The organism is Curtobacterium sp. Csp1 (genome assembly GCF_013347185.1).
In genome coordinates this window covers 3,565,570-3,579,755 of sequence record NZ_CP054594.1, presented here as the reverse complement: position 1 = coordinate 3,579,755, position 14,186 = coordinate 3,565,570, and the positions used below count along the sequence as shown (strand labels likewise).

At 69.9% G+C, this 14,186-nt stretch carries 12 protein-coding genes and 4 tRNA genes; 9 read left to right on the top strand and 7 right to left on the bottom strand.

Features of this window, described 5'->3' with window-relative positions; all coding sequences use genetic code 11:
• The coding region (locus HUN58_RS17195) for an integrase core domain-containing protein (protein WP_208745748.1) at window positions 1-307 on the top strand (307 nt) is incomplete at its 5' end.
• Between the two features lie 577 nt (window positions 308-884).
• Window positions 885-1,412 carry a hypothetical protein gene (locus HUN58_RS17190; protein WP_180225258.1) on the top strand — a complete coding sequence of 176 codons (528 nt, stop codon included), beginning with the start codon at window positions 885-887 and terminating at the stop codon, window positions 1,410-1,412.
• 42 nt (window positions 1,413-1,454) lie between these two features.
• On the opposite strand, the gene HUN58_RS17185 is transcribed toward HUN58_RS17190, so the two are convergent.
• The 3 genes from HUN58_RS17185 to HUN58_RS17175 all read right to left on the bottom strand — a co-directional run bounded on the left by HUN58_RS17185 (window position 1,455) and on the right by HUN58_RS17175 (window position 2,765).
• Window positions 1,455-1,913 (bottom strand): hypothetical protein, encoded by a 459-nt coding sequence (locus tag HUN58_RS17185; RefSeq protein ID WP_141861474.1) that lies wholly within the window; start codon window positions 1,911-1,913, stop codon window positions 1,455-1,457.
• Window positions 1,910-2,518, bottom strand: coding sequence for a hypothetical protein (locus HUN58_RS17180; protein WP_180225257.1), 609 nt, complete (start codon window positions 2,516-2,518; stop codon window positions 1,910-1,912). The genes HUN58_RS17185 and HUN58_RS17180 overlap by 4 nt, the downstream gene beginning before the upstream one ends.
• A gap of 73 nt (window positions 2,519-2,591) precedes the next feature.
• Window positions 2,592-2,765: a hypothetical protein gene (locus HUN58_RS17175; RefSeq protein ID WP_180225256.1), complete on the bottom strand. Its 174-nt coding sequence runs from the start codon at window positions 2,763-2,765 to the stop codon at window positions 2,592-2,594.
• A gap of 692 nt (window positions 2,766-3,457) precedes the next feature.
• Between HUN58_RS17175 and HUN58_RS17170 the strand changes: the two genes are divergently transcribed.
• Window positions 3,458-3,697 (top strand): hypothetical protein, encoded by a 240-nt coding sequence (locus HUN58_RS17170; RefSeq protein ID WP_217488548.1) that lies wholly within the window; start codon window positions 3,458-3,460, stop codon window positions 3,695-3,697.
• Window positions 3,697-4,839, top strand: coding sequence for a site-specific integrase (locus HUN58_RS17165; RefSeq protein ID WP_180225255.1), 1,143 nt, complete (start codon window positions 3,697-3,699; stop codon window positions 4,837-4,839). The genes HUN58_RS17170 and HUN58_RS17165 overlap by 1 nt, the downstream gene beginning before the upstream one ends.
• A 593-nt stretch (window positions 4,840-5,432) precedes the next feature.
• Here HUN58_RS17165 and HUN58_RS17160 read toward each other — a convergent pair.
• The 3 genes from HUN58_RS17160 to HUN58_RS17150 form a co-directional block, all read right to left on the bottom strand.
• Window positions 5,433-5,507, bottom strand: a tRNA-Val gene (locus HUN58_RS17160).
• Window positions 5,508-5,522: 15 nt separating this feature from the next.
• A tRNA-Cys gene (locus tag HUN58_RS17155) sits at window positions 5,523-5,596 on the bottom strand.
• A gap of 82 nt (window positions 5,597-5,678) precedes the next feature.
• Window positions 5,679-5,750, bottom strand: a tRNA-Gly gene (locus HUN58_RS17150).
• A gap of 365 nt (window positions 5,751-6,115) precedes the next feature.
• On the opposite strand from HUN58_RS17150, the gene HUN58_RS17145 reads away from it, so the two are divergent.
• The 5 genes from HUN58_RS17145 (at window position 6,116) to HUN58_RS17125 (ending at window position 12,471) form a co-directional block, all read left to right on the top strand.
• Window positions 6,116-6,188: transfer RNA gene (locus HUN58_RS17145), tRNA-Val, on the top strand.
• Between the two features lie 97 nt (window positions 6,189-6,285).
• Complete coding sequence (locus tag HUN58_RS17140; protein ID WP_180225254.1) at window positions 6,286-7,812, top strand: DUF3375 family protein; 1,527 nt, start codon at window positions 6,286-6,288, stop codon at window positions 7,810-7,812.
• Window positions 7,809-8,576, top strand: coding sequence for a DUF4194 domain-containing protein (locus tag HUN58_RS17135; protein ID WP_180225253.1), 768 nt, complete (start codon window positions 7,809-7,811; stop codon window positions 8,574-8,576). The genes HUN58_RS17140 and HUN58_RS17135 overlap by 4 nt, the downstream gene beginning before the upstream one ends.
• Window positions 8,573-11,953 (top strand): ATP-binding protein, encoded by a 3,381-nt coding sequence (locus HUN58_RS17130; RefSeq protein WP_180225252.1) that lies wholly within the window; start codon window positions 8,573-8,575, stop codon window positions 11,951-11,953. Before HUN58_RS17135 ends, HUN58_RS17130 begins: the two co-directional genes overlap by 4 nt.
• Window positions 11,954-12,180: 227 nt before the next feature.
• Window positions 12,181-12,471 carry a hypothetical protein gene (locus tag HUN58_RS17125; RefSeq protein WP_254631533.1) on the top strand — a complete coding sequence of 97 codons (291 nt, stop codon included), beginning with the start codon at window positions 12,181-12,183 and terminating at the stop codon, window positions 12,469-12,471.
• A 187-nt stretch (window positions 12,472-12,658) separates the two neighbouring features.
• Here HUN58_RS17125 and HUN58_RS17120 read toward each other — a convergent pair whose 3' ends face one another.
• A complete protein-coding gene (locus tag HUN58_RS17120) occupies window positions 12,659-14,122 on the bottom strand; it encodes a peptide MFS transporter (RefSeq protein WP_144801239.1) in 1,464 nt (487 codons plus the stop codon).
• Between the last annotated feature and the right edge of the window lie 64 nt (window positions 14,123-14,186).

Sequence of the window (14,186 nt, the reverse complement as noted above, 5' to 3'; positions counted from 1 at the left end):
CGGCATCGCAACGATCGAGCGCGTGATCTCGGACAACGCGTTCGCCTACCGGCACTCGGCCGCGTTCAAGGACGCCGTCGCCGCGCTCGGGGCGAAGCAGAAGTTCATCAAACCCCACTGCCCATGGCAAAACGGCAAGGTCGAACGATTCAACCGGACCCTCGCGACCGAGTGGGCCTACCGGCAACCTTTCACCAGCAACCAAGCACGCGCCGACGCGCTTGCGCCCTGGATCGAGCACTACAACACTGGCCGGACCCACTCAAGCCACGGACTCACACCTGCAGCCCGAGTGTCACCAACCTAACGGCCTAGTACATCTAGAGCGGGCCGGCGGTGAAGCGACCTGATCGATCGGGAGCATGAGGATCGTGCCCGCCGGCGCGACTGACGGGACGGGACGACAGTCGAGTGTCGGGCTCGAGTCGGCCGGTGTGTCCCGGGACCTGAGCCAGAGACACGGGACGTGCGACACGGGACACGGGACAAGATCGCGAGCGGGACAACCGAACTCGTCCGACGCTTCCGCCCGCTTGGAACAGATCACGCGGGGACTTGAGGGTGTCAGGCGAAGGCCGGTGCTGCCGAGGATGCAAGGGACGGGGTGCGCGTTCCGGGCATGCCCAGTTGGGCGATTCTGGGCCGACGCTGAACTGGTCGAGCCACAGGTTTCGTCGCCTTTTTCTCGGCCAGTTCCTGCGCTGCTGCTTCTTCATCTCAAGTGTCAACTGCTGCCCCGTGCGTGTCTGCGGATCGGTCACGCTCTGACCGCTCTTCGGCGCCGAAGTGGAACACCCCGGCAACGGTCCGCGAGCGGCCGAACAAGGTACGGCGGTGTCGCGCCCGCACGCGCCACGGCGCACGGTCCGCGCATACTCCGAACTGTGCACGCAGAAGAAGCCGCTCGTCGACGGGTCACCCTGAAGGAGGCCTGCCGTTCTGTTGAACGACTCGTGCTGCTGCTTTCGGAGAACGGCGGCCACGAGGAGCTCGCGCTCGAAGCGATCCGCCGCTCACGTCGCGTCGAGCGCATCGCCGCAGAGGCGGATACTCGTCCGTCCATGACCGCAGCACAGCAGACGCTGGATCGAGCCCTGGCGCTCCTCCGGGTCGGCGCACACCGAGGAGTCGCTTCCATCGAGTTCTTCATCGCCGTGGTTGTGAGCCTCGACTCAGAATCGACTGCACAGTCGCCCTCGCCCTTCCTCCAGCTGCACGAAGACGCTCGGCGCCTGACGGCAGAACTCGCGCCGCTCCTGCACATCGCGGACGAGGCCGACCCGATCGTGCAGGCGTTGCTGACCGCCCAGGGAGAACTGTGGTCCGTTGCGTCGACTGACATCGAGGGAGTCGCCGCGACGCGCAGACGTCTCAGGACGCAACGCGCGGCCCTCCGATTGGTTCCCGGCTGAGGGAGGGCACGTGCGACAACGTCCGGTCGCGCCGCTGCGCCGTCAGTCGTGACGAGTCGCGTGCGCACGGCCATGGAGAAGCGGGTCGAGTTCGCTGCTCGTGAGCACGGTGATACCAAAGAGACGCGCCATGGCGAGGACTGCGTCGTCGTTCGAGATGATTGCCCATTCGTCGCCGAACAGGCCCTCTTCCTCTTCGTGGACGGCGTCCAGAGCGCATGCCACGAGCATCGGATCCGCGTTGCCCTTGCCGCTGTACAGGTTGACCAGACGAACGTCGTCGACCGGCACACGTTTCATGACCCGCTGCAGGTGGTGCAACACCCGTCCCGTCGTCCGGTACTCCAGCTCGGTCAGGGACACGATGTCCGGGAGGAAGCGAGCTTCGTGCAGCACCTCTGAGGGGATACGACAGTGCTCCCTGATGAACGGCGTGGAGCGTTCCTCGACCGTGAGTCGCGAGAGGGCGTTGTTGTCGAGGAGGTACCGGTACCCCATCATCCGAGCGCCTCCCGGAAGTCGCGGATCTGGTGTGGCTTGATCTTGTTCGCACAGACCACTCGGCAGAAGTCGCCTGGGGAGACGCGTCCGGCGTCGAGTGCCCGGAGCATGCGCGCCGAGAACTCCCTGCCGTTGTACGTACGGACGCCGTTGACCGGCTTGGGCTGCTGTGCTCGGCTGGGTGGCCGAGCAGCGAATTCTCGCCCTAGGGCGTTGAGATGTGACGCGGCGACGGCGGGGCTCACGAGACGGAGACGCCGCGCTCGGACGACCAGGGCGCTCGGCGTGACGTTGAATCGATCTGCGGACGCCTTGAGGTCCTCGAGTGTCGCCAGCGCGAGCCCTCGAACTGCCTGCTCCGGCATCAGGATCTCCCCGACGATGTCGTACTCGCGTCCTGGCCCGACGGCCGGACTACTGCCGTCGTACGTCACCGGGGCGAAGATGCCCCGCGCGACGAGGACGGCAAGCAACGTCAACGTGAAGAGCTGCCGTCCTTCGGGCTCCTGCGCATCGCCGTGGTCCCCGCGAGCGAGAAAAATGTAGGGGACCTTTTTGTCCTTGATGGTCAGCCCGCTGAACTTCACCTCGATGAGCTGTGGCATAAACCCACGGACGCTCAACGAGACGAAGACCTGGTGTGCCTCCAGGCGCTCGATCAGAATCTCGAGCGCGCGCTCAAACTTCTTCTCGCTCGAAGAGCACGCCGAGCGGACCGATGACAGACGGGCGCACCATCTGCGCAACCGTCCATCCCTTTGCTGCGTAGCGGTTGATGGTCTCGTTGAAGACTGCGACGTGCTTCGCCTCGTTGCCAGACCCGTTGATGGTGACGTACTCGCAGCGCTTCATCTTGCCCTCTCAACCCGTGTCGACATTAGCAACCAGTGCGGACGCGTCTACTTTGCCAAGACACAACACGACTACTCTGCTGGGACGGGACCATCCTTCCCTACGCACGGTCCCCCCCCCCCCCCGCGCACGGCGGGGATTCCTGGGAGGTGACGACGCAGTGCCCCGACGCCCTCGGTCAGCACGAGTATCCCGATGCAAAGAGGAAGCGCCATACGGACCGGACGCCACTCCGCGCGATCCCGTCGACCGCACTGGCTTCTGTCCAAGTCACTGGCATCTCATCCTTGGTGATCACGGAGAGAATTCGTGCGCGGCAGGTCTGCCGCAGACAGTCCTGCTACCGATGACGGCGTCATCGACGGTCATCGGGGCAGCGGCTACGACGTGAGTTCCGGAACCGTAACGCATGGCCGCAACCGGCCCGTTCGGAGAACGATTCGCTCAACGAGAGCACCAGGGGCCCCGGCGTCGAGCCTCGCTGAACGCCTGAAGTGACGGAGGTCTTCCGTACAAACCGAGCCCGTCCCATCAGCGGAGGACGACTCGCCGACGTGACCTGGGCTTAGCCTCCTTCACCACGGCTGATGTGGCGTTCGCGCATAGACGGCGTGTCACCCACTCCGGGAGGCAACGAGCTGACGAAGCCCGTTACGTCCAGCACCGAAAGCGAACTGCCCATGCCCACGTCCTTGAGCCGCCTGACCGCGGAATCGGAGACCCGCGAGCTCACCCAGAAGTATGCGGCTCTCCTCAAACCGGCTGAAGCCGCATCGTTCCTCCTCACGTCCGTCGGGACGCTCGCCCAGTGGCGCTACCTCCGCCGCGGTCCCGCGTACATCAAGGTCGGCCGCTCCGTGGCCTATCGCCTCGGTGACCTGCTCGACTATGTCGAGCAGACGCGCGTATCGCACAACGGAGTGGCTGCCTGATGGCCACGATCCGTGAATACGAGACGGCGAAGGGCAAGCGGTTCGAGGTCGGGTACACGAAGCCGGACGGCGGAAGGACGCGGAAGCGTGGGTTTCGGACCAAGCGTGACGCGAAGGTCTGGTCCGCGGCGAACCTCATCGCAATGAGCAAGCCGAACTACCGCACTCAGTCCGACCTGTCGCAGAAGCTCGGCCCGTTCATCGACGAGTTCCTCGCTCGACGCGCGACGCTCGCCGCTACCACGGTCGCGAACCGTGCGGCCGTTGCGGGCAAGTGGATCACGCCGTACTGGAGCGAGACGTCCCTGGAGGCGCTCACGAAGAAGTCGGTGCGAGCCTGGGTGGAGTCCATCCACGCCGCCGGCGCCGGTGCGCAAACGATCCAGAAGGCGCACCAGATCCTAGGGGGCGTCCTCGAGGAGTGTGTCGAGCAGGGCCTACTGACCGGGAACCCGGCGCGAGGAGTCAAGCTGCCCACGGTGGTGACGCGCGAGCACGGTTACCTCAGCGCCCCGCAGGTCGCGCACCTCCTCGACGAAGCGCAGGAGCGCGACCGGATGCTCATCGCCTTCCTGGCGTTCTCAGGACTGCGGTTCGGCGAAGCCGCGGCTCTCACGTTCGCCGACCTCGACTTCGCGAACAACGTCGTGCACGTCCGCAGGTCCGCGACCGAGGTCAGGGGCGAGCTCGTGCTCGGTCCGCCCAAGAACGGCAAGGCTCGACAGGTTCCGGGAGTGCCGCAGGTCATGGAGCCGCTCCGACGACGCTCGGCAGGGCGTGAGGCACACGACCTCGTCTTCACCGGGCCGGGGGGCGGCATGCTCAGGCTCTCGACCTGGCGGCGTCGAGTCTTCGCTCCAGCCGTCCGGCGTGCGATCGCAAGCTGGCCAACGAGCAACTTCGCGCGCGGAGCGGTCGTGCAGCACTTCCCGAAGCTCACCCCGCACGACCTGCGGCACACCGCCGCGAGCCTCGGGGTTTCCGCGGGCGCCACCGTGCCCCTCGTGCAGGGCATGCTCGGTCACGCCAAGCCGAGCATCACGCTCGATGTCTACACCGGACTCTTCCCGGCCGACTTCGACCCGCTAGTCACCAAGCTCGGCGACCTCGCCTCTGGAGCGGGCATCGCGGACCGGCTCTGACCGCCCTCTCCCCCTTCATCCTTCGCGCCGAGTGCCGGCCTGTTCGATTCGTCGACAGGCCGGCATTCGGCTTTCATGCTTGCTTCCAGTAGCTGACAGCACGGCTGCGCACCGCCCGCGGAGCATCGGAACCGAGCGACGCGCGCGCGGGAAGGACTCATGCGTCGGGTTCGACTTCCCGGATCATCCTTACTCGAAGGACACGTCTCGAGCGCTACCCGAAGAGCCCGTGCATCAGGTCGGGGACGCCTTGTCCTGCCGAACCGGACCGCCGCCCGGCGACGTCCTTGCGTCGAGCCAGGTAGTACCTGCCGTGCCTCGGCTGCGAGCACCAGGGCCTGATTCCATCGGGCTCTTTGCGACGTCGCTCGCATCACGGGCACGCGCCGACTGTCGCGCATCGACGACATGGTGCGATCAGGACGCGTCGATCGACCGGATCTCTTGACGCGTCGCCTACCCGACATCGGGCGAGACGTAGGGCGGTGGAAGCTTTCGCAGATCGTGCCAGAACCGTGCCACGACACCTGATCCGAGCCTTGGGCAACGCGTGGAGAAACACGAAAACCCCCGGATTTCCGGGGGTTTTCGGCTGGTGGGCGATACTGGGATCGAACCAGTGACCTCTTCCGTGTCAGGGAAGCGCGCTACCGCTGCGCCAATCGCCCAGGGGAGTGTGGAGCTGGAGGTGGGGACGGGATTCGAACCCGCGTGGACGGCTTTGCAGGCCGCTGCCTAGCCTCTCGGCCACCCCACCATCGAGGTTCACGTCTCCGTGAGTACCCGAACGGTGGGATACCCTCTGGTGAGTCGTGGTCGTCCGCAGACTCCCACACTCGAGCGGATGACGAGATTCGAACTCGCGACCCTCACCTTGGCAAGGTGATGCGCTACCACTGCGCCACATCCGCATTTCGAGGCGGCCCGAAGCCCGCCTCTGTCTCTCCGCTGTCGCGGCGACGAGAAGAACTCTATACGAACCGGACGGCATCCGCCAAAATCCTCCCCGTTCACCGGGCGTGTCCCCCGTGTTCATGCGGATCCAGATCGGTCCGACACCATCTAACAGCCCTCGATGGAGCAGCAACTGTCGAGCCGGGAGCGGGAACCCGACGTCGCCTGCTCCATCGTCCACCGACGGGCGCCAGAGGCGTCCGCCGGCGAGTACCGGAGACGACCCACCGAGCACGTCGCCGACCGCGCCACACCCGGGCGGCGGCACGTGTTCGGCGCACCCGCCAACGTCCGCTACTATCGACAGGCACCCAAGTGCAGCGGGCGATTGGCGCAGTTGGTAGCGCGCTTCGTTCACACCGAAGAGGTCATCAGTTCGAGTCTGGTATCGCCCACGTGTCCATCTAGGGCCTGAAGAACACCACCAACGAAGAGCCCGGCGCAACAGCGTCGGGCTCTTCGTCTTCCCGTACCGAAAGACAGCAGCGCCCCATGACCGACGTCGACCTCGAGTTCGCCCGCGTCCGTGCGGTCCTCGACCGCCCGACACTCCGGCTCATGTCCCGCCCGACGAGCGCCGCCGTCCTCGCCGTGTTCCGAACGGTGTTCGACCGCGACGTCCAGTACGTCCCCGCCGACCGCATGCACCTGCAGGTCGAGGAGCACGTCGCGCGCCTGCAGGCGACGGGCGCGCGCGTGCCCGCGAGCGACCAGACCTGGGGCGAGCCGACGGACACCACCGCGCGTCCGAACGGCCGTGCGCTCTGCCGCGACTGGGTGGCGGCGCAGTGGCTCGTGCGCTCGAACTCCCCCGACGGCGACGAGCAGTACTCCCTGACGAGCCACGCCCTCGAGGCCCTGAGCATGGTCGACGCCCTGGCCGCCGACCGGGCCCTCATCAGCGAGAGCCGGCTCGCCATGATCGTCGACGCCGTGCACCGGTGGGCGGCGCGCGCCGAACCGGACCCCGACGTGCAGGTCCGACGGCTCGACGCGCAGATCGCCGAGCTGCAGGCCGAGCGGGACCGCCTGGCGAACGGCGACGAGGTCGCCACGGTCGACGACCACCGGATGCGCGACGGCTACACGAACATCTCCGACCTCATCCGGCAGCTGCCGAGCGACTTCAGGCGTGTCGAGGAGGCCGTCGCCGCGATGCACCGCTCGATCGTCGAGGACTTCCGGCAGGAGGTCCGCCCGATCGGCGAGATCCTCGACGACTACCTCGCCCGCACGGACGACCTCATGCAGGCGACGCCGGAGGGCCGCGCGTTCGAGGGCGCGTTCGAGCTCCTCCGCGACGACGCCCTGCTCCTGCGGCTCCGGGACGACATCGCCACGATCCTGGCCCACCCGTTCGCGGACACGCTCGGGTCCGGGGAGCGCCGGGCCTTCCGCAACACGGTCGGCATCCTCCGCCAGGGCATCGAGGACGTCCTCGCCCAGCGCCGGCAGCTCACCGCGACGTTGCGCGACCAGATCGTGGCACACGACGTCGTCCGGGACCGCGAGCTCGACGCCGTGCTCCGCTCCGTGAACCGCGGCCTGGCGTCGTGGATCGAGCAGGGCAGCGCCCGCGACCGCGTCCCGCTCGGCCTGCTCCCCGCGACGGCCGAGGTCGGCACGCTCCGCGAACGCTTCCACGACCCGGACAACGACGCCGTCCCGCCGCCCATCGAGGAGCCCGACGACGACGTCTTCGAGGAACTCGACGTCGAGAGCCTCCGTCGGCACGGCGGCCCGCTCCTGGCGGAACTCCGCGCGGCGCTCCGCGACGCCGCGGACAGCGCCGACGCCTTCCACGCGCTCCCGCCGGAGCAGCGCCGGCCGGTCGAGCTGTTCGGCCTGGCGCACCTGCTCACCGGGAACGACGACTTCGAGACCGCCACGCACGTGGTCCCGCACCGCACGGTGCGTCCCGACGGCGAGCCGGTCACCTTCCACATGCCCACGGCGTCCCTGACCGGCGCGCCGGCGGACACCCAGCACGACCACGACAACGGCCAGGAGGCACGGTGAGCGACACGACGACGGCTCCCGTCGACAGCGTGGACCGCGACGAGACGGACCTCGGCGTCGTCGACACGACCGGTGACGACGAACGCGACGAGACCACGTTCGCCCTCTTCGAGGGCGACGAGGGACGGCTCGACGAGCCGCAGCGGCGCGCGCTCGTCGCGCTGCTCCGCAGCACGTACGTCAGCGCCCGCACGCACGCCGACGAGTGGCGCGCGGTGCTGGACGGCGAGCACCAGCTCCGCTCGCGGCTGAACGACCTGTTCCTCGAACTGCACGTCGACCGGGACCGCGAGGTCGCCTGGAAGCGCCAGGCCCGCTCGGAGAGCCAGCGCCGGGCCTTCCCGACGCTGCTGCGCGACGTCCCGTACACGCGCGAGGAGACGATCGTCCTCGTCTACCTGCGGATGCGGCTGCGCGCCGACCCCCGCCCGGGCCTGGACCAGGTCGTCGTCGACCGGTCCGAGATCACCGGGCACGTCGCCGGGTTCCTCCCGCCGTCGACCGACCGCACCCGGGACGAGTCCCGCGTCGCGAAGGCGATCGACCGCCTGGTGACCGCCCGGGTCCTCGTGAGGACCTCCGACCCGGACCGCTTCCGGGTGGCCAGCGTCGTCGAGGTGCTCCTCCCCCTCGAGCAGCTCCGCGAGCTCGAGCACTGGCTGCGCGACGCGACCGCCGCCGGTGGCGAGCCGACGGACGGCGCCGGGACGAGCCTCCCGGCCGAGCCCACCGACACCAACGACGAAGGCGAGCCGAGCGCATGACCGACACCGCGACCGACCCCTCCGGCACGCCCGCCTGGGGCATGGACGCGCTCTTCGACACCGTCGCGCAGTGGCGCGCGGAGTCGATGCAGGTCGTCAACTGGGGCGGCTTCCACGGCCACCGGCACGTCGAGCTGTCCGGCACCGCGACGCTGATCTCCGGTGCCTCCGGCACCGGCAAGTCGACCCTGATGGACGCGTACCTGGCGGTCATGATGCCGTCGGACGTGCCGTTCAACGGCGCGTCGAACGACGCGACCACCGGGCGCGCCCGCAGCGCCGACCAGCGCAACCTGCTCACCTACCTGCGCGGCAAGGTCGACACGCGACGGGACCCGGAGACCGGCGCCCTGCGCGACGTCAACCTGCGCGGGGACGACCAGACCACGTGGGGCGCGGTCGCGGTGACGTTCCGGAACGACGACGAACGGCGCTTCACCGTGCTGCGGACGTACGTCGTGCCGAAGCGGGCGCGCGGCGTCGGCGACATCCAGATGACCATGGCGACCGTCGACGACACGTTCGACCTGCGCCGGCTCGAGGAGTTCGTGCCGTCGCGGTTCCACCACCTCGAGCTGACCAGCCGGGTGCCGGGGCTCGTCGTGCGGGACACCTACCAGGAGCTCGCGTACACGCTGCAGACCCGACTCGGGATCGGCGACTCGGGCGGCGGCAACCGGGCGATGCGTCTGCTCGCCCGCATCCAGGCCGGCCAGCACCTGCCGACCGTCGACGCGCTGTACAAGTCCCTGGTGCTCGAGACGCCTGGGACGTACGACGCCGCCGACCGGGCGCTCGCGCACTTCTCCGCCCTCGACGAGGCGTACGAGGCGATGGACACCGAGGAGCGCAAGGTCCGCATCCTCGAGCCGATCGTCGACCTGCACGCCGAGATCGAACGGTCCCGCGCGGCCGCGGCGGCACTCGACGGCATCGCCCCCGGTGCCGAGGTCTCCCCCTTCGCGCACTGGACGGCTTCGCGCAAGCGCGCCCTGCTCGACGCCGAGGTCGACCGGAACACCCGCGAGCGCACGGCAGCCCGCGCCGACGTCGCCGCGACCGAGGCCCGGCACGCGGCCGTCGAGATCGAGCTCCGCGAGGCCGAGGGGCGCCTGCGCGACCAGGGCGGCAACGCGCTCGCGCAGCTCGAGGACCGCATCGACCGCGGCACGCGCGAGCGGGACACCATCGCCCGGACCCGGGCCACGTTCGAGGAGCGCACCGCGCCGCTCGGGCTGACGCTCGACACCGAGGCCGCGTTCGGCGCTGCGCAGCGGACCTCGCGCGAGTTCCTCGGCTCGGTCGCCCGGCAGCGCGTCGCCCTCGACGAGCGCCGCGACGCACTGACCCGCGAGGAGTACCCGCTACTCGACCGCGAGCGGACCCTGCGGCAGGAGCGGCAGTCGCTCGAGCACCGGCAGGGTGCGATGCCGCTGCCGATGCACGAGGCACGCCTGGCGATGGCGCGCGCGGCCGGGATCGACCCCGAGTCGCTGCCGTACGTCGCGGAGCTGCTCGACGTGCTCCCCGGCGAGGAGCAGTGGCGCACGGCGATCGAGTCCGTCCTGGCGCCCGTCGCCCGCACGCTCCTGGTCGACCAGGACCGGCTCGCCGACTTCAGCCAGGCGATCGACGCCCTGCGGCTGCCCGTCCGGGTGCAGTTCGAGGGCGTCCCGACCGGCCCGCACCTCGACCTCGACGGCGACCCCGCGATGGTCTCCGGCAAGCTCACCATCAAGGACTCCCCCTTCAGCACGTGGGTGCGGGAGCGCATCGAGTCGGACCGGATCGACGCCCGCTGCGTCGACACCGCCGCCGAGCTCGGTGGTGGCGGCCGGCGGGTCACCCCGTCCGGCCAGCTCCGCGACGGCAAGCGCGGCGCGCACGGCGACCGCCGGCAGTCGAACGTCATCGGGTTCACGAACGAGGCCCGCGTGGCCGCGGTCGAGCAGGAGCTCGCGGCGATCGCGCAGGACCTCGCGACCCTCGAGGCCCGCCGGACCGACGTGGCCCAGGACCTCGCCGGGCTCGACGTCGTCCGCGCCGCCCACCAGCACCTGGTGGACGCGACGTGGGACGGCATCGACGTCGCCGGTGCGGACGAGTCGCTCGCGCGGCTCGACGCCGAGCGCCAGGCCCTGCTCGCCGCGGACGACGGCCTCCGCACGCTCCGCGAGTCCGTGGCCCGTCTCCGCCGGTCCCTGGACGAGGCCGCCGACCGGCGCGCGGGTGCCCGGCAGCAGGTGACCCGCCTCGAGGAGCGCCACGCGGTGCTCGTCGACGGGCAGGACGCCGCCGCGGAGATCCTCGAGCGCTTCGAATCGGCACCGGGGAGCGTGCCCGACGACGCGCAGGCGCAGCTGCTGGCCGAGACGTTCGAGGAGGTCGGCGCCCCCGAGGGCGTCGACGGCTTCGACGACGCCACCCGCCGCCTGCGCCGGCGACTCGAGGAGCGGCTCACCCAGGCGCTCGACGGGGCTGCGGCGGCCTCGAACGCCCTGACCGTGACGTTCCAGCGGTACCAGGACGCGTGGCCGGACCCGAACCTCGGCACCGCCGTCGCGTCGTGGCCGGACTACCACGCGATCCTCGAGGAGATCGTCGCCACCGGGCTGCACGCCCGGCGCACCGAGTGGCGTCGACGACTGTCGCAGTGGAGCGGCGAGGACCTCGTCCCGCTCGCCGGGGCCTTCGACCGGGCGGTCGTCGAGATCGAGGAGCGGCTCGAACCCGTCAACGAGATCCTCCGCGAGCTGCCCTTCGGTGCGAACCGGGACCGCCTGAAGATCCAGATCCGCCGGGTCACGCGCGAGGACGTCACCGCGTTCCGCCGCGAGCTCCGCGCCCTGTCGGCCTCGGTCGACACCGAGCTGACCGACGACGTGCTCGAGACCCGCTTCCGACGGCTCCGCCGCTTCATGGCCGTCATCCGGCCGGAGCCGGGCGGGTCCCGCGGGCGCACGACGCAGCGCGACGCGGTGCTCGACGTCCGCCGGCACATGGAGATCACGGCCGTCCGGTACGACGTCGACGGCAACGACCTGGGCGTGTACTCCTCGCTCGGCGACAAGTCCGGCGGCGAGACGCAGGAGCTCGTGGCGTTCATCGTCGGCGCGGCCCTGCGCTACCAGCTCGGCGACGAGACCCGTCCACGGCCCCGGTTCGCGCCGGTCTTCCTCGACGAGGCGTTCATCAAGGCGGACTCGGAGTTCGCGGGGCGGGCCGTGACGGCGTGGCTCCGACTCGGGTTCCAGCTCGTGGTGAGTGCGCCGCTCGACAAGGTCACCGCGCTCGAACCCTCGATGGAGCGGCTGCTGTCGATGCGGAAGCACCCCGACACGGGCCACTCGTCCATCACGGAGATCTCCCGGGCGTAGGCGCGGCGCAGGCGGGGCGAGGGGGCGGACGCGCGTGCCACATGTGGCACGCTCGCCGTCCCCCGCCGACACTTTGCGCCCACCGGGCAACACGCACGCGGCACGTCGTGCACGCTCGCGGAGCCGCGCTCGGGGTCCGGGGGCGTCCGGGCGCGTCCGGGGCGTCCGAAGCGACCGGGGCGTCCGGGGCGTTCGGGGCGTCCGGGGACGCGCGGTACGGTGAGCGGGTGTTCGGACGACGACCTCCCCGCCCCCGGCCCGACGACGCCTCCGGGAGCGGGAGCGGCATCGGGATCGGCGCCCTCGTCCGGGTCGTCCCGTCGGAGCGCGGCGGGGACCGCTGGGTCGGCGAGCCCGTCGGGGTCGTCGTGGCGCCGGGCGGGAACCAGCTCGGCGGCGTCCAGCGCACGTGGGTGGTCGCCTTCGACGAGCCCGTACACACCGAGGACGGCCGCGGCCCGTTCGAGCGCGCGACCGTCCTGGGTCGTCAACTGGTGCCGGTCGAACCGGCGGAGTGACCCCGGGCCGCGACGGGTCCCGGGGCGGCGAGCGGCCTAGTACTCCTCGGAGCCGCTCTTCATCATCGCGGCGACGGCCATGCAGAAGCCGACGCCCCCGAGGACGCCGATGCCGATGATGACGCCTGCGATGAGTTCGAGCATGGTGGACTCCTGTGGTGACGGGGCCGGGCTGGTCCGCTCCAGGTTACCGGATGCCCCGCATGGCCTTCAGCACCGGCTTCGCGAGCAGGAGCAGCACGACACCCACGACGACCGCGACGAGGCCGAGCACCGTGAAGTACGGGGCCTCGTCCGTCGGGTCGTAGTAGGCCGACAGGACACCGGTCACCGCGGTGCCGAGCGACACCGACAGGAAGAACAGCGCGACCATCTGCGTCTGGAACTTCGGCGGCGCGAGCTTCGTCGCGACGGACTGGCCGACCGGCGAGAGCAGCAGCTCGGCGAGCGTGAAGACGAGCAGGATCGCGACGAGGGCCACGAGCGGCGTGCCGTTCTCCCCGGTGCCGACGAAGGGCAGGAACAGCAGGAACGCGATGCCCATGATCCCCGTGCCGAGCGCGAACTTCGTCGGGGTCGAGGGCTGGCGGGCACCGAGCTTCGTCCACATCGCCGCGAAGACGCCGGACAGCACGATGATGAACACCGGGTTGATCGACTGGATCCACGAGACCGGCATCGTCCAGTCGAAGAACGACCGGTCCAAGCGCTGGTCAGAGTACACCGTGACGACGGTGAACTGCTGCTGGTACAGCGACCAGAACACCGCGCTCGCGATGAACAGCGGGATGAAGGCGACGACGCGGGACCGCTCGTCGGCGGTGAGTCCGCTCGACAGGATCACGACGAAGTAGGCGATCGTCGCGACGACCACGACGGCGACCACGACGGTCGGCAGGTTCCGCACGGTCAGGAGCCCCGTCAGGACGGACACCACGACGAGCACGAGCACGACGGCGACGATCCCGCCGAGCAGGGGCAGCCGACGACGGTCGACCGGGTTCGTGACGTGCCGGACGGCGTCCGGGAGCTTCGGACGGCGGATCGCGTACTGCACGAGCCCCGCGGCCATGCCGATCGCCGCGAGTCCGAAGCCGAAGTGGAAGCCGAGGGTGCTCTGCAGCAACCCGGTGAGCAGCGGGCCGGCGAACGCGCCGAGGTTCACGCCGAGGTAGTACAGCGAGAAGCCGGCGTCGCGCCGGGGGTCGTCGCGGCTGTACAGCCCGCCGACGATGGTGGTCGCGGTCGCCTTGAGCCCACCGGACCCGAGCGCGATGAGCACCAGGCCGATCCCGACCCCGGCGACCCCCGGGACGAGCGCGAGTGCCACGTGCCCGGCCATCACGACGATCGCGCTGCCGAACAGGGTCCGGTCCGCACCCGCGAGCCGGTCGGCGACCCACGCCCCCACGATGGTGAACAGGTACACCGCGCCGCCGTAGGCGCCCATGATGCCGGTGGCGATTCCCTCGCTGATGCCGAGGCCGCCCTGCGACGCCGTGTAGTACATGTACAGGAGGACGATCCCCTGCATGCCGTAGAACGAGAACCGTTCCCAGAGCTCGACCGCGAACGGTGTGGACAGCTCGAACGGCTGCCCGAAGAAGGTGCGCTTGTGCTCCCGGGAGTCGGGTGCGGTGGTGCTGGACATCCGTCCACTGTGCCCCGCGCTCGCGACGACGGCCGAATCGAGCAGGGGTGCGAACAAAATCCCT

Bases quoted from the DNA above. Each gene is read 5' to 3' on its own strand.
- HUN58_RS17185 (WP_141861474.1), bottom strand. From the start codon at position 1,913: ATGATGGGGTACCGGTACCTCCTCGACAACAACGCCCTCTCGCGACTC.
- HUN58_RS17180 (WP_180225257.1), bottom strand. From the start codon at position 2,518: ATGCCACAGCTCATCGAGGTGAAGTTCAGCGGGCTGACCATCAAGGAC.
- HUN58_RS17175 (WP_180225256.1), bottom strand. From the start codon at position 2,765: ATGAAGCGCTGCGAGTACGTCACCATCAACGGGTCTGGCAACGAGGCG.
- HUN58_RS17165 (WP_180225255.1), top strand. From the start codon at position 3,697: ATGGCCACGATCCGTGAATACGAGACGGCGAAGGGCAAGCGGTTCGAG.
- HUN58_RS17140 (WP_180225254.1), top strand. From the start codon at position 6,286: ATGACCGACGTCGACCTCGAGTTCGCCCGCGTCCGTGCGGTCCTCGAC.
- HUN58_RS17130 (WP_180225252.1), top strand. From the start codon at position 8,573: ATGACCGACACCGCGACCGACCCCTCCGGCACGCCCGCCTGGGGCATG.
- HUN58_RS17120 (WP_144801239.1), bottom strand. From the start codon at position 14,122: ATGTCCAGCACCACCGCACCCGACTCCCGGGAGCACAAGCGCACCTTC.